The sequence below is a fragment of the Pseudomonadota bacterium genome, assembly GCA_013285465.1.
GTDB lineage: Bacteria > Pseudomonadota > Alphaproteobacteria > Micavibrionales > CSBR16-224 > CSBR16-224.
Genome location: CP053449.1, coordinates 1,371,247 through 1,385,484 on the forward strand (window position 1 = coordinate 1,371,247; position 14,238 = coordinate 1,385,484).

Sequence of the window (14,238 nt, forward strand, 5' to 3'; positions counted from 1 at the left end):
GCTTTCTTAAACTCCTGCCGTCACATCGACCATTTGTCCTTCGGCCAGTGTTACGATTGCCTTTTTAATGTCGCTGCGGCGGCCTTTATAGCCACGGAAGCGTTTGGTTTTCCCTTTCAGGCGCAATGTGTTAACGGCTTTGACTTGAACACCGAAGATTGCTTCAACAGCATCTTTGATTTCCGGCTTGGTCGCATCAAGCGCCACTTTAAAAGTAACCTGCCCGTGTTCGGAGCCCATGGTTGCTTTCTCGGTAATGACCGGCGCCAGCAGAATGTCGTACATACGCGGCGTTACTTGTGTTTTTGCTGCTTTCTTACTCATTTCAAACGCTCCTCAAGTTTAGCGACGGCATCCTTCGTCAGCACCAGCGTATCGCGGCGCAGAATGTCGTAAACATTGGCGCCCTGCTGCGGCAGAACATCAACATTCGGAATGTTACGGACAGCGCGGAAGAAATTCACATCAATCTCTTCGCTACCGATAATCAAAGCCGAAGAAATGTCCATCTTTTGCAGATTTGCTGCCATTTCCTTGGTTTTGTGCGATTTCGACGCCAGATCATCCAGAATGACCAGTTTGCCGGCTGCATATTTCGATGCCAGAGCCATACGCAGACCCAGCTTGCGGAATTTTTTCGGCAAATCATGCGCATGGCTGCGAACGACCGGACCGTGAACGGTTTGACCGCCGCGCTGTTGCGTACCGCGCAACGAGCCAAGACGTGCATTACCCGTACCTTTTTGACGGAACGGTTTTTTACCGGTACCGCTGATCTCGCTGATGGTTTTCACCTTATGCGTACCGGAGCGGCGTTTTGCCAGCTGCCAATTCACCATGCGGTGCAGGATGTCAGGGCGTACCTCTAAGCCGAAGACCGCATCGCTCAGCGTCAGGTCCCCTACTTTTTTATTTTCCAGATTTTTTACGGCGACTTTCATCGCTTTTTCCTTTCCTTAGCTAAGACCTTCTAGGTCCTATTTCTTCTCTTCTTCCGTTTTCTCTTCAGCAACCGGCTCCGCTGCTTCGGCTTTCGCCTCTTCTTCTTTCACCGGTTCCTGCGGAGCGGCTTCAACAGCAGCTTCTACAGAGGTTTCGACTTCATCAGCCTTCTCGGATACATCCTCTTTCGGCTTATCCGCGGCTTTTTTCTCATTCGTGCGCAATGCTGCGGGGAACGGAGCGTCTTCAGGCAGAGCCTTCTTTACAGCATCATTAATCGTCACCCAGCCTTTTTTGCTGCCCGGAACCGCGCCCGTGACAAAAATCAGGCCTTGCTCTTCATCGACAGCCATCACTTTCAGATTTTGTGCCGTGCGGTTACGCGCACCCATGTGACCGGCCATTTTTTTGCCTTTAAAGACACGACCTGGATCCTGACACTGACCTGTTGAACCGTGCGAACGGTGTGAAACAGAGACACCATGCGTTGCACGCAGACCGCCGAAATTCCAGCGTTTCATAGCACCGGCAAAACCCTTACCGATCGTCACACCGGACACATCGACATATTGGCCCGGCACAAAATGCGCAACAGACAGTTCGGCACCGACCTCCACAAGACCGTCATTGCTCACGCGGAACTCAACCAGTTTCGCTTTCGGCTCGACTTTTGCCTTGGCATAGTGACCACGCACCGGCTTGCTGACGTTTTTCAAACGCTTTTTGCCTGCGCCGAGTTGCAGAGCGACATAACCGTCTTTCTCTTCCGTCTTGACGGAGACAACCTGACAATTATCGACCTTCAGCACCGTAACAGGTACATGGCGACCTTCATCGTCAAATATACGCGTCATGCCGATTTTCTGTGCAATCAATCCTGTACGCATTTTTCTTAATCCTTGTTTTTAACTTTTTCTCTTTTTCAAAGAGCGTCCAGCCTTTAAGCTGCTGCGCGCTCCTGCAACTTGATTTCCACATCCACACCGGCAGCCAAATCCAGCTTCATCAGCGCGTCAATTGTTTGCGGCGTCGGATCCACAATATCCAAAAGTCTCTTATGCGTACGCATTTCAAACTGCTCGCGTGACTTTTTATCAATATGCGGGCTACGCAAAACCGTGAATTTTTCGATCCGTGTCGGCAGCGGCACAGGGCCCCGTACTGAAGCACCGGTTCTTTTCGCGGTATGAACGATCTCATGTGCCGATTGATCGAGGACACGATGATCGTAAGCTTTCAAAACCACACGGATATTTTGCGTTTCCATTATCTTTCTATCCCGTTTCTTTATCTTTTCTCGAGAAGTGCCCGCCGGGACAGCCCGGCGGGCGTATCTCTTAGTTACTCAACGATCTTGGCAACAACACCGGCACCGACCGTACGACCGCCTTCGCGGATAGCGAAGCGCAGGCCTTCGTTCATTGCGATAGGTGCAATGAGTTCGATGTCCATTTCAATGTTATCACCAGGCATTACCATTTCCGTGCCTTCCGGCAGGTGTACAATACCGGTCACATCTGTCGTCCGGAAGTAGAACTGCGGACGATAGTTTGTGAAGAACGGCGTGTGGCGTCCACCTTCATCCTTCGTCAGGACGTAAGCTTCAGCTTTGAACTTCGTGTGCGGCGTGATTGAGCCGGGCTTAGCCAGAACCTGACCGCGCTCAACATCTTCACGTTTCGTACCACGGAGCAGAGCGCCAATGTTGTCGCCAGCCTCTCCGCGATCCAGAAGTTTACGGAACATTTCAACACCCGTAACGGTGGTTGTCGTGGTCGGACGCAGGCCAACGATGGCAACTTCGTCACCGACATTCACAACACCTTGCTCGATACGACCCGTAACAACGGTTCCGCGACCGGAAATTGAGAATACATCCTCAATCGGCATCAGGAACGGCATGTCAATCGGACGATCCGGGGTCGGGATGTAGCTGTCAACAGCTTCCATCAGTGCAAGGATGGATTCTTTACCCAGTTTCTCATCGCTGTCTTCAATAACTGCCAGAGCAGAACCGCGGATGATCGGAATATCGTCGCCCGGGAACTGGTATTCGTTCAGCAGTTCGCGAATTTCCATTTCAACCAGATCCAGAAGCTCGGCATCATCAACCTGATCACATTTGTTCATGTAGATAACCAGCGCCGGAACACCAACCTGACGTGCAAGCAGGATGTGCTCACGCGTTTGCGGCATCGGGCCGTCAGCAGCTGATACAACGAGGATACCACCATCCATCTGTGCCGCACCTGTGATCATGTTTTTCACATAGTCAGCGTGGCCGGGGCAGTCAACATGTGCATAGTGACGATTGGCTGTTTCGTACTCAACGTGAGCTGTCGAAATCGTGATACCGCGCTCGCGCTCTTCCGGAGCTTTATCGATATCCGCGTAATTCGTTGCTTTTGCACCGCCGGCTTCAGCCAGAACTTTTGTAATAGCTGCCGTCAGCGTCGTTTTACCATGGTCAACGTGACCAATTGTGCCAATATTGACGTGCGGTTTATTTCTTTCAAATTTTTCCTTAGACATTTCCTCTAGTCCTCTTCCTTTTCCTGTTACGTTACGAGAGCAAATAACACTTTATGCCAGCTTTGCCTTTACTTCATCAGCAACGGCCTTCGGCACTTGTTCATAATGATCGAAATGCATCGTGTACTGCGCACGGCCTTGGCTCATAGAACGCAGTGTGTTGATGTATCCGAACATATTCGCAAGCGGCACCATCGCAGATACCACTTTTGCATTGGCCCGATCGGTCATTTCCGAAATCTGGCCGCGGCGGCTGTTCAAGTCGCCGATAACGTCACCCATATAGTCTTCGGGTGTCACAACTTCGACTTTCATAACCGGCTCCAGCAGAACCGGCCCAGCCTGTGCAATACCTTCACGGAAAGCCGCCCGTGCAGCAATTTCAAATGCCAGCACCGATGAATCCACATCGTGATAAGCGCCGTCAACAAGTCTTGCTTTGAAGTCGATCATCGGGAAGCCGGCAAGAACACCTGTTTCCTGAGCCGACAGCAGACCTTTTTCCACGCCCGGAATATATTCTCGCGGAACGTTACCGCCGACGATCTTGCTTTCAAATTCGTAACCTGCGCCAGATTCTTGCGGTTCGAAATCAATGACAACGCGGGCAAACTGACCGGCACCACCACTTTGTTTCTTGTGCGTGTAATCAACCTGGAACGGCTTCGTAATCGTTTCACGGTAAGCAACCTGCGGCGCACCGATATTTGCTTCAACTTTAAATTCGCGTTTCATACGATCAACGATAATGTCGAGATGCAACTCGCCCATACCTTTAATGATCGTCTGTCCCGTTTCATGATCAACGCTGATACGGAAAGACGGATCTTCCGCTGCCAGACGCTGCAGAGCTGTGGACATTTTTTCCTGATCCGCTTTTGTTTTCGGCTCAACCGCGATTTCAATAACCGGATCCGGGAATTCCATGCGTTCCAGAACAATCGGCTTGGACGGATCACACAGCGTGTCACCCGTTGTCGTGTCTTTCAGACCCACCAACGCCACGATATCACCGGCTGTCGCCGTTTTGATATCTTCGCGGTTGTTTGAGTGCATCAACAACATACGGCCGATACGTTCTTTGTTGTCTTTGACGGAGTTCAGAACGTAACTGCCGGCATCCAGCTTACCGGAATAGATACGTGCAAATGTCAAGCTACCGACAAAGGGGTCGTTCATGATTTTGAACGCCAAAGCCGAGAACGGCGCATCCTCTGACGGCGGACGTGTGTCCTCATCATCCGAATCTACCTTTTTACCATGAACATCACCGACATCCAGCGGCGACGGCATGTAATCGACAACAGCATCAAGAAGCGGCTGTACACCTTTGTTTTTAAAGGCCGTTCCACACAGGACCGGTACGAATTTACCTTTAACCGTTCCTTTGCGGATACATTTTTTCAGCGTCTCAACATCCGGCTCTTTACCTTCAAGGTAAGATTCCATCGCCGCATCATCAAGCTCGACAGCAGCTTCAACAAGCTGCATACGGTATTCAGCCGCTTTATCCTGCAGATCAGCCGGAATGTCGCGGTCTTCAAATTCCGCACCCAGCGTTTCCTCTTTCCAGACGATTGCTTTCATGCGTACCAGATCAACAACGCCGAGGAAATCAGACTCAGCGCCAATCGGCAATTGCAGTACCAGCGGGGTTGCACCCAAACGGTCAATAATCATCTCAACGCTACGATAGAAATCGGCGCCGATACGATCCATTTTATTAATAAAGCACATACGGGGAACGCGGTATTTATCAGCCTGACGCCAAACCGTTTCGGATTGCGGCTCAACACCGGCAACCGAGTCAAATACGGCCACTGCACCATCAAGAACGCGCAGGCTACGCTCAACTTCAATCGTGAAGTCAACGTGACCGGGGGTGTCGATGATGTTAATGCGGTAATCTTTCCAGAAACATGTCGTTGCAGCGGAGGTAATCGTGATACCACGCTCCTGCTCCTGCTCCATCCAGTCCATCGTGGCGGCGCCGTCATGCACTTCACCGATTTTGTAAGACTTACCGGTGTAATACAGCACGCGCTCTGTCGTCGTCGTTTTACCGGCGTCGATATGAGCCATAATGCCGATGTTGCGGTATTTCTCAAGTGGCGTATTGGTACCAGACATTTTTCTTCACTCTCCCTATTTCGCTTACCAGCGGTAATGTGCGAACGCTTTGTTCGCTTCCGCCATTTTATGCGTGTCTTCACGCTTTTTCACCGCTGTACCGCGGTCATTTGACGCATCTTCCAGTTCACGCGCCAGACGATCAATCATCGTTGTTTCGGAACGGCCGCGTGCGGCATCAATAATCCAGCGGATCGCCATCGCCTGCTGTTTTTCGGGGCGGACTTCGGTCGGAACCTGATAAGTCGCACCACCAACGCGGCGGGAACGAACCTGAAGCGACGGTTTCACATTATTCAGAGCATCATGGAACAATTCCAGAGGCTCAACCTTTGCACGGCTTTGCAGCTGTTCCATCGCGCCGTAAAAAATGCGCTCAGCCTTGGAACGTCTTCCGTCCTTCATAAGGCCGTTGATGAATTTTGCGACAACCGTATCCAAATATTTCGGATCGGGAAGGACTTCTCGTTTTTCTGCTCTGCGACGTCGGGACATAACTCTTTATTCCTTTTTATCCAAACTATAATTACTTCGGACGTTTCGCGCCGTAGCGTGAACGTGCCTGTTTACGTTTATCAACACCCTGCGTATCCAGCGCACCACGGATAACCGTGTAGCGGACACCGGGAAGATCTTTACGACGACCGCCGCGCACCAGCACAACGGAGTGTTCCTGCAAGTTGTGACCGATACCCGGAATGTATGTCGTCACTTCGCGTTTGTTGGTCAGGCGAACACGTGCCACTTTCCGCAGAGCCGAGTTCGGCTTTTTCGGGGTTGTCGTGTAAACGCGGACGCACACACCACGCTTTTGCGGGTTGGCTTTCAGATCCGGCGTTTTTGTCTTCTTGACGACTGGCTTACGACCTTTACGTACAAGCTGGTTAATCGTTGGCATTTTGCGCCTTTCCTTTTCAGTTTTTAACCTTAGCAACAATATAGTCCTGAGACAGATAGCCTGACGCGGCGGCGAATGCAACAGAAAAAAGAGCAACAACTCCCTGTGCTCTCTGGCAACCATCTCCGTTCGGTCGCCTCTTCTGTGTTTCTTGTCTGCGGTGATGCGCAGACTGCGTCTAGGCCTAAATGTTACGGCCTACAGCCAGTCTATCCTTACGAGACTTGCGCGGAATATATCACGTTTTTGCGGAACGTCAAGCAGAAAATTGCATAAAAACGGATTTTTTATTGCGATAATGCGGAACACCGCCGTCTCACTCTAAACGTCACACCAGAAGCTGCCGGAAAACAGCACCAGCACCGTCATAATCTCTAGCCGCCCGACCAGCATACCCGCCACCAGTATCCATTTCGCCGCGTCGGGAACCGTCGTGAAATTTCCGGCCGGGCCGATCACTTCGCCAAGACCGGGGCCGACATTGGCCAGCGCGGTCGCCGCCCCGCTGAGACTGGTCGTAAAATCCAGCCCTGTCAAAAGCAGCGCCAGTGACAGCACGCAGAAAATAAAGCAGAACATCGCGATAAAAATCGCCACGGAGGACACGACCTCATAGCTGAGCGGTTTACCTCCCATATCGCGCGGAAAAACACCATGCGGTGAAATCAGCCGCCGCAGTTCCAGCATCAGAGCCTTCCCCACAATCTGAAAGCGGAAAATCTTGATGCCGCCGCTGGTCGATCCGGTACAGCCGCCCGCAATCGTCAGGAAATAAAATGCCATGACAGACAAGCCGCCCCAGAGCGTATAATCCGTTGTTGCAAACCCTGTTGTTGTGACGACGGATGTGACGTTGAAAGCGCATTGCCGCAAGGCATCCGCAAAAGACCAGCCCGTATGCGTGTACCACAGCCAGAGCGCCAGCCCTAAAGAGACAACAGTCAGACCGATCCAGAAGGCTTTTGCCTGATACAGCAGCAGGGAATTATTCTTGCGCCCGACAAAAAGCGAGATATAAAGTATCATCGGCGTACCGCCCGCTATCATAAAGAGTGTGCCGAGCCATTGCATCAAAGGCGCTTTGAAATAACCGAAAGACGCATCGTGAGTCGAAAACCCGCCGGTGGAAATCGTGGTCATGGCGTGATTGACCGCATCAAACAGCGACATCCCCGCCAGATCATAGGCAAAAACAATCAATAGCGACAAACCCGTATACACCGCCAGTGTTGCGCCGGCAATCAGATGCACATGCGGCAAAATCTTATCCGAATTATCCGATGATTCCGACCGGAACAGCTGCATGCCGCCGACTCGCAAATAAGGCAGAATCGTCATGCTGAAAACGACAATGCCAATACCGCCGATCCATTGCAGAATACTGCGCCACAGCAGAATGCCGTGCGGTGCCGCATCCAGATGCGTATAAACCGTGGAGCCCGTGGTTGTGAGGCCGGACACGGCCTCAAAGACCGCATCGGTGAAATTCAACCGATATTCTTTTGCGGCGGTGAAATAGAAAGGCAGCGCCGAAAATAGCGACAACCCTACCCAGACCGTCACCGTCAGCAAATAAGCATCCCGTATTCTCAGCGTATAATGGCCACTGCGGCTGGAAAAAACCATGAGGCCGCCAAGAAAAAAACAAAAAAATTGCGACAACGCAAAAACATTCCATTCATGCGTCGGAGAAGAAACATCCGCCAACATCGGGAAGAACATAAAGAAAGACAACCCGATCAGGCAAAGACCGTATGTGAAAAAAATCGTCCGCATTTTACCAACCGGCTATCCTTCGTTGTTCTATTGTTTTTACTTATGGATATGGATGGCAGACAGATTGCGCCCATGTACTGATATTGTCAAGAATGGTGTCGCTCAAGCCGTGCTAGATCAGCTCTAACATCTCAATAATTTCTTCCAGTTTCTCGATTTCACTTTTAAACTTACGCAAACCCAACAAAATCTCCTCAAATGCGCTGTCATCCAAAAGCAGCATCGAAAAATCCGGCACCCATATCAGGGGAATCGGTGATCTGCAGGCCAATAAAACGCGCTCACCTCGAAAACCGATTTCAATATTCTCTGTATTATTGATTTTTCCAAATTCGATAAATTTTTCAATCATCACGGGATCCATAAGATAACGCGCCGAAACTTGATCCGTTGACAATACATCGTACTTGCTTTCAAATTCAGAACTGACCAGCCCAACCGTTTTCATAAAGCCGAATTTCTCATGCAGAAATTTTGTAACCATGCTATCTGGCACAATAATTGTCTGACCATCGAATTTTCTATGTGTTTTCAGCAGGACAAAGACCCATCTATCAAGAAAAATATCCCGCACGTGATTATTTGCCGGCCTATCGGCATATTTTTTGCCAGCGAAAACCACTTCCTGCATAACAAACTCCACTCCATTGAACTTACCGCGAAAAGCATCTTCGCTTTTCGGAAAGATTGTTTTGGTAACCATATTTTGAGGGATACGGAACGGACGAATTGAAGAAAATTTAAAATAACCTGCCGAAGAAAAGTCGAAATCAGTTACTTTACACAGATACGCCACAATATCTTTTTTTAGGGCAGAACGGAAGAAATGCCCCGCGACCGGATAGAATAGCGCCAGTAAAACAATAAAGAATACGGCACCGACAGACCAGACAAGATTCCCTGAAATAAAGATGCCTGCAAACATCGGTAGCGTACAACATAGCAATCCGAACCAGACAACAAAGCACAAACGGCGTGTCCTTACGACACGCCGTTGCAAATTTTCAAGTAAAGCATGGTCTTCCAAAATTCCGTATCCTTGATCAGGTTATCAAAGTCTAATTCCTGTCCATTCCGGCGGCTGCGGCATAACGCTGCAACACAGGTTCAAGATACGATAGCATAATTTTGCAACTGTGAAATTGCAACCGTGCAAGCCGTCAATCGGTGCCAGCTCGACCACATCCGCGCCGACAAATTGCGGATTGTTTTTGCGGACAGCCAGCAGAACCTGCATCACATCATCCCAGTCCAGGCCGCCCGGTTCAGGGGTACCTGTTGCGGGCATCAACGCCGAATCAAACGCATCGACATCAAAGCTGATATAAACCGGCCCTGTTCCGACGGCTTTGGCCACATCTTCCGCTGTCCAGCCTGCGCGGCGCATGCAGGACCAGAAGATTTTGACGCGGTCATTCCGCCATTCCTCGGCACAGAACGGGATTTCCCCATCAGAGATATTGCGAATTCCGACAGAGACCAGCCGCACCTGCGGGAAATCAAGGCAGCGTCGCAAAGCCGCAGCATGCGAGTAATGCTCCCCGTCATAGCCGTCACGTAAATCGGCATGGGCATCAAAATGCAAAATCGTCAGACCTTCAGGATGACGATCCGCCACGGCTTTGACCGCGCCGGGGCTGATGCCATGCTCCCCGCCCAGAATCAGCGGGAATTTTCCGGCATCCATCATTGCGCCGACCTGCGCCTCCAGCGCGGCAAGCGCTGACGGCATATCCTGATAGACGGACAGATCCGCAGGCGCAATTGTTGCCACGCCGTAACCATGCACAGGCTCGTTCCACCACCATTCATCGAACAGCTCGACTTGATGTGAGGCATCAATGATGGCCTGCGGCCCCTCGCCCGCACCACCGCCGTAGCTGACGGTGCGTTCAAGACCAAAAGGCAAAATCCACGCAGCCGCCACAGCCGGATCGGGGGCTTGCGCCCCTTCCAAGCCGAGGAAACCGTCCGCCTGCGGCAGAAAATCAAAATCAGCCGCAGGGGTTTCTTGTGTTTTAATCTTTAAAGACATCAGCCAATCTCCTTGCCTGACGGTTTTTCCAAAAGCCGCGGTGATAGGCATCACTGGCCAGCAACGGCAGTACCGAACCTGCCTCGGCAAAAACCATCTGCTCCAACGCGACATCGACCTTACCCCATGAGCAGGCTTCCTTCAATGTGGAAGAGCTGCAAGCGCCGTCACGCACATCCGCCACCGTAATCTGGATGGCATATTTATGCATCGGTACGTCATGGCCGAGAATCTCGGCACAGACAACCGTGTCCTGTGCGAAGTTTTTCGGTACGCCGCCGCCGATCATCAACAGGCCGGAAGTGCCGGTTTTGATTTTCAGCTCCGTCAATTCACGGAAATCGGCAATCGAGTCGAGTACCATATGGTTGCCCGGATTATTAACCTGATGTTTCACAAGCCCGAAACCGGCGCTGGAATCGGTAAAGGCCGGGCAGAAAATCGGCACGCCTTTTTCAAAGGCCAGCTTTACCAATGAGTTTTCCTTTTTACCATGCTGCGTCAGGTAACGCCCCATTTCGGCGATAAAAGCGCGGCTGGAATAAGCCTTCGGCTCCAGACCGTCAGCGATGAGCTGAATGGTATGGTCGCAGGCTTGCAAGTCTTCCTCATCGATATAGGTGTCATAGATACGGTCGATATACATATCGCGCAATACGCGGTCATCCACACTGTCGGATGCCTGATAATGCTTGAACCCCATGCCTTCGAAAAAGTCCATATCAACAATCGACGCACCTGTAGAGACAATCGCATCAACCATATTATGTTTCACCAGATCAGCATAAAGGTCCATACAGCCGCCTGCAGATGTCGAACCGGCCAGCGTCAGGATAACCATACAGTCCGGATCGGCCAGCATCGCGTTATAAATCTCCGTCGCCCGCGCCAGATCACGCGACGTGAAAGACATATGACGCATCTGGTCAACAATCGGACGCGCGTCAAAGCTTTTGATGTCGATATGTTTTACTTCTTTGCTGAGCAGCGCCTGTTTTTCAGGATGCATCATGTCTTCATTTAAAATAGCAGTTTGTGCCATTGGTCTTTCCTCCTTGGTTGATATTATTGTTTTGTTTGTTTTCGTTGTTTTACAGGTTTGACGGGGCTTTCTCCGGGCATATCGAGCACCAGAAACCCGGCATCTCCAAATCCGTTAAAATCCGTCCGCAGGCATTGCGAATACGCGCCTGCCTGTTTGATTTCGATCCAGTCGCCCGCTTTGATCTCATCGGGCAACATAAAAGGACCGTCCATCATATCGATGGAATCGCAGGTCGGTCCTGCGAAACGGAATGCCGTTGTCACACCTGTCTCCGCATCCTTGTCACGGGAAATGCGGCGTACAGGGTAACGCCAGCGCAAAGACGGGCCGGCATCGAACAAGCCGCCGTAAACACCGTCATTGATATAAAGAAGATCGCCGCGGCGCTGTTCCACGCGCACGATCAGGCTCATACAATCGGCAACCAGCGCCCGCCCCGGTTCCGCCATCAACTCCATATGATGCAAGCCGTGTGTCAGAACAGCCGCACGAATTTCACGGAAAATAGCGTTCAAGGACGGTGTGCGTTCCAGATAACATGCGGGAAAACCGCCGCCCAGATCCAGAACATCAACGGTCACATTTGCGCTGCGGATAACATCAGCGGCAACACCGACAGCCCTTGCATAGGCGCCGATATCCGTATTTTGCGTTCCGACATGGAAGGCCAGACCCAATTTACGGCAGACCGGACGGCAAGCCTCCAGCAAAACGGCGGCCTCTTCCGGCTGCGCACCGAATTTTGATGAAAAATCCAGCGCCGCCTTGCCGTTCTTCGGCAGAGCCAAACGCACAAATAATTCCAGATCCTGCGCCAATTCCGTTGCGCGCAAAATTTTATACAGCTCATCGACGTGATCCAGCACAAAGGCGCGCACACCATAATCATGGTAGGCTGCGGCGATGTCTTCAGGGGCTTTCACAGGATGCATGAAAAACAGTTTGGCTTGCGGCGCAGCAGCACGGGCGGCGCGAATTTCAGCAAGGGATGCCACATCAAAGGCGGCAATCCCTTCTTCCGCCAATAGTTGCAATACGGCAGGATGCGGGTTGCATTTAACGGCATAGGCGATCTCGCCGCCAAAGCTTGTGGCAAAACGGCGATAACTTTGCGCCAACCGTACCGGATCAAAAACATAGAGCGGCTTTTGCGGTGCCAGCGCTTTGATTTGCGCATCTCTCCGCGTCACGGGCGTGCGCGCCGCAGGGCGGGTCGTCAGGATATGAGGATTGCGGAGGATGTCGTTTGCTTTTGCCATACTGCCCCCTTATGCCGCCAGACAGGCATAAAAAAGGCCGCCCCGAACAATACGGGCCGACGTCACAAAAGTGCGAAGATTTTGTTTACCGCCGACGCCCGCTTTACAGCAGCGTCGGCCATTGACAATTTCCGGATTCGGAGGAGCACGCTCCCCGCCAACAGCAAGTTCGGTCATCAACGAGACCCTTTCAAATAAGAGGGGCTTAACCCCGGTTACCAAAGGTACGTCGTAGCATAACCTGCAAAGGGCCATCGGCACGTGCGTATACAGTTTCATTATATCATTTTTTCACCCGAGAAAAGTAAAAAATCATATCCGGAAAAAATATTTTTTTATCACTTGCACGCCTCGCGTTAATAAAGTAGAAAAGTATATAGGATAATATATTTAAGGTTGTTAAAAAATATACAGGATATCCATTTGATAAAGACAAGGTATCTGTTTTGAAAGTTCTTATTGTTGATGATGATAATATGATCCTTGAGATCATGGCAAAGACTCTGACCGCCGCCGGATATAACGTCATAAAAAGCGGTGACGGCAATGATGCTTTGGTACAATTACAGTCTCAAAACTTTGACATTGTCGTGACCGATAACGTCATGCCGCACGGTGGGTCAGCCCCCATTGCCGCCTATATCCGTACGGAGGATCCGCGACTGCCCCTGCTGGTTGTCAGCAGCGGTATGCCGGATACCGCGCTGGAAACGGATAATATCCTCTACAAACCTTTCAAAAGGCGGGAGCTTCTCGAAGCCGTCAGGCAAACGCTGGAACAGGCCGGGCGCATTCTGCCGCCGTAAAACTCAGGCACCGTGGAATGTCTTCCAGATTTCCATGCCGACAATCACCGCCGCAATCAGCAAAGTAAAAACAGCAAAAAAGCGCTGCATCTTCTTCCCGTCAAATTTTCCCGCTATTTTTGTCGCGACCCAGATACCGCTAAATGTCGCCGCAAAAAAGATTGCCAACATTGGAAATTGCAGATCAATCCCCGCCTGCAAATCACCGACAAAGCCGAGCAGTGATTTCAGGGCAATGATCATCAGGGATGCCCCGACAGCCTCTTTCATCGGCATACCGATAAACAGCACCAGCGCAGGAATAATCAGAAAACCGCCCCCTGCTCCCAGAATCCCCGTCACCATGCCGACAATTGCCCCTTCCGCAACAAGGAGTGTGACAGGATGTGTCGCCTCTTTCGGCGGGGTCATCTTGCGGCTGTTGCGCAGCATCATCACAGCGGCAACAATCATCAAAATCGCAAACAGCACCATAATCGCCATATCCTTGCCCAATACGACAGGCGCGGAGATCAACGGATCGGGAATGGCGGGCATCAAAAACGCGCGCGTCAAATAAACCGCCACGACAGACGGTATCGCAAAGGTCACCGCGGCGCGCACATTCACAAGACCTTGCCGATAATAACGCAACGCGCCAAAAGCCGCCGCCGCACCGACAATCAGCAACGAATAGCCTGTGGCCGTCACCGGCGGCACACCCATCAGGTAAACCAGAATCGGCACGGTCAGGATTGATCCGCCGCCGCCCAGACTCCCCAGCGTCAGCCCCATAATAAAGGCCGCCATATATCCGAAAATTTCTGCCATTCTTT

The 14,238-nt window shown here is 51.3% G+C and carries 16 protein-coding genes; 1 reads left to right on the top strand and 15 read right to left on the bottom strand.

Annotated features, from left to right (window positions below; translation table 11 throughout):
- Positions 1 to 6: 6 nt before the first annotated feature.
- The 14 genes from HND56_06745 to HND56_06810 all read right to left on the bottom strand — a co-directional run bounded on the left by HND56_06745 (position 7) and on the right by HND56_06810 (position 12,794).
- Positions 7 to 324: a 50S ribosomal protein L23 gene (locus tag HND56_06745; protein QKK05397.1), complete on the bottom strand. Its 318-nt coding sequence runs from the start codon at positions 322 to 324 to the stop codon at positions 7 to 9.
- On the bottom strand, positions 321 to 941 hold the full coding sequence (gene rplD / locus HND56_06750) for a 50S ribosomal protein L4 (GenBank protein QKK05398.1): 621 nt from the start codon (positions 939 to 941) through the stop codon (positions 321 to 323). Before rplD ends, HND56_06745 begins: the two co-directional genes overlap by 4 nt.
- 36 nt (positions 942 to 977) lie before the next feature.
- Complete coding sequence (gene rplC, locus HND56_06755) at positions 978 to 1,829, bottom strand: 50S ribosomal protein L3 (protein QKK05399.1); 852 nt, start codon at positions 1,827 to 1,829, stop codon at positions 978 to 980.
- Between the two features lie 53 nt (positions 1,830 to 1,882).
- Complete coding sequence (rpsJ, locus tag HND56_06760) at positions 1,883 to 2,209, bottom strand: 30S ribosomal protein S10 (protein ID QKK05400.1); 327 nt, start codon at positions 2,207 to 2,209, stop codon at positions 1,883 to 1,885.
- Positions 2,210 to 2,283: 74 nt separating this feature from the next.
- Positions 2,284 to 3,474, bottom strand: a complete 1,191-nt coding sequence (gene tuf, locus HND56_06765; protein QKK05401.1) for an elongation factor Tu — start codon at positions 3,472 to 3,474, stop codon at positions 2,284 to 2,286.
- 51 nt (positions 3,475 to 3,525) lie between these two features.
- Positions 3,526 to 5,604, bottom strand: a complete 2,079-nt coding sequence (gene fusA / locus HND56_06770; protein QKK05402.1) for an elongation factor G — start codon at positions 5,602 to 5,604, stop codon at positions 3,526 to 3,528.
- A gap of 24 nt (positions 5,605 to 5,628) precedes the next feature.
- Positions 5,629 to 6,099 carry a 30S ribosomal protein S7 gene (gene rpsG, locus HND56_06775; protein ID QKK05403.1) on the bottom strand — a complete coding sequence of 157 codons (471 nt, stop codon included), beginning with the start codon at positions 6,097 to 6,099 and terminating at the stop codon, positions 5,629 to 5,631.
- A 31-nt stretch (positions 6,100 to 6,130) separates the two neighbouring features.
- On the bottom strand, positions 6,131 to 6,502 hold the full coding sequence (locus HND56_06780; GenBank protein ID QKK05404.1) for a 30S ribosomal protein S12: 372 nt from the start codon (positions 6,500 to 6,502) through the stop codon (positions 6,131 to 6,133).
- Positions 6,503 to 6,823: 321 nt separating this feature from the next.
- Entirely contained in the window at positions 6,824 to 8,278 is a 1,455-nt protein-coding gene (locus HND56_06785; protein QKK05405.1) for a TrkH family potassium uptake protein, read from the bottom strand.
- Positions 8,279 to 8,390: 112 nt separating this feature from the next.
- On the bottom strand, positions 8,391 to 9,305 hold the full coding sequence (locus tag HND56_06790; GenBank protein ID QKK05406.1) for a DUF3137 domain-containing protein: 915 nt from the start codon (positions 9,303 to 9,305) through the stop codon (positions 8,391 to 8,393).
- A gap of 24 nt (positions 9,306 to 9,329) precedes the next feature.
- The gene (gene speB / locus HND56_06795) at positions 9,330 to 10,313 is read right to left on the bottom strand and encodes an agmatinase (GenBank protein QKK05407.1); all 984 of its coding nucleotides are present in this window, start codon (positions 10,311 to 10,313) and stop codon (positions 9,330 to 9,332) included.
- Positions 10,297 to 11,355: a deoxyhypusine synthase gene (locus HND56_06800; protein ID QKK05408.1), complete on the bottom strand. Its 1,059-nt coding sequence runs from the start codon at positions 11,353 to 11,355 to the stop codon at positions 10,297 to 10,299. The genes speB and HND56_06800 overlap by 17 nt, the downstream gene beginning before the upstream one ends.
- A gap of 23 nt (positions 11,356 to 11,378) precedes the next feature.
- On the bottom strand, positions 11,379 to 12,617 hold the full coding sequence (locus tag HND56_06805) for a type III PLP-dependent enzyme (protein QKK05409.1): 1,239 nt from the start codon (positions 12,615 to 12,617) through the stop codon (positions 11,379 to 11,381).
- A gap of 9 nt (positions 12,618 to 12,626) precedes the next feature.
- Entirely contained in the window at positions 12,627 to 12,794 is a 168-nt protein-coding gene (locus HND56_06810; GenBank protein ID QKK05410.1) for a hypothetical protein, read from the bottom strand.
- A 269-nt stretch (positions 12,795 to 13,063) separates the two neighbouring features.
- Here HND56_06810 and HND56_06815 point away from each other — a divergent pair, with 269 nt between their 5' ends.
- Positions 13,064 to 13,423, top strand: a complete 360-nt coding sequence (locus HND56_06815) for a response regulator (protein QKK05411.1) — start codon at positions 13,064 to 13,066, stop codon at positions 13,421 to 13,423.
- A gap of 3 nt (positions 13,424 to 13,426) precedes the next feature.
- Here HND56_06815 and HND56_06820 read toward each other — a convergent pair whose 3' ends face one another.
- On the bottom strand, positions 13,427 to 14,233 hold the full coding sequence (locus HND56_06820; protein ID QKK05412.1) for a sulfite exporter TauE/SafE family protein: 807 nt from the start codon (positions 14,231 to 14,233) through the stop codon (positions 13,427 to 13,429).
- Positions 14,234 to 14,238 lie beyond the last annotated feature (5 nt).

Bases quoted from the DNA above. Each gene is read 5' to 3' on its own strand.
- HND56_06745 (QKK05397.1), bottom strand. From the start codon at position 324: ATGAGTAAGAAAGCAGCAAAAACACAAGTAACGCCGCGTATGTACGAC.
- rplC (QKK05399.1), bottom strand. From the start codon at position 1,829: ATGCGTACAGGATTGATTGCACAGAAAATCGGCATGACGCGTATATTT.
- tuf (QKK05401.1), bottom strand. From the start codon at position 3,474: ATGTCTAAGGAAAAATTTGAAAGAAATAAACCGCACGTCAATATTGGC.
- fusA (QKK05402.1), bottom strand. From the start codon at position 5,604: ATGTCTGGTACCAATACGCCACTTGAGAAATACCGCAACATCGGCATT.
- HND56_06800 (QKK05408.1), bottom strand. From the start codon at position 11,355: ATGGCACAAACTGCTATTTTAAATGAAGACATGATGCATCCTGAAAAA.
- HND56_06785 (QKK05405.1), bottom strand. From the start codon at position 8,278: ATGCGGACGATTTTTTTCACATACGGTCTTTGCCTGATCGGGTTGTCT.
- rpsG (QKK05403.1), bottom strand. From the start codon at position 6,099: ATGTCCCGACGTCGCAGAGCAGAAAAACGAGAAGTCCTTCCCGATCCG.
- HND56_06780 (QKK05404.1), bottom strand. From the start codon at position 6,502: ATGCCAACGATTAACCAGCTTGTACGTAAAGGTCGTAAGCCAGTCGTC.
- speB (QKK05407.1), bottom strand. From the start codon at position 10,313: ATGTCTTTAAAGATTAAAACACAAGAAACCCCTGCGGCTGATTTTGAT.
- rplD (QKK05398.1), bottom strand. From the start codon at position 941: ATGAAAGTCGCCGTAAAAAATCTGGAAAATAAAAAAGTAGGGGACCTG.
- HND56_06820 (QKK05412.1), bottom strand. From the start codon at position 14,233: ATGGCAGAAATTTTCGGATATATGGCGGCCTTTATTATGGGGCTGACG.
- HND56_06810 (QKK05410.1), bottom strand. From the start codon at position 12,794: ATGACCGAACTTGCTGTTGGCGGGGAGCGTGCTCCTCCGAATCCGGAA.
- HND56_06805 (QKK05409.1), bottom strand. From the start codon at position 12,617: ATGGCAAAAGCAAACGACATCCTCCGCAATCCTCATATCCTGACGACC.
- rpsJ (QKK05400.1), bottom strand. From the start codon at position 2,209: ATGGAAACGCAAAATATCCGTGTGGTTTTGAAAGCTTACGATCATCGT.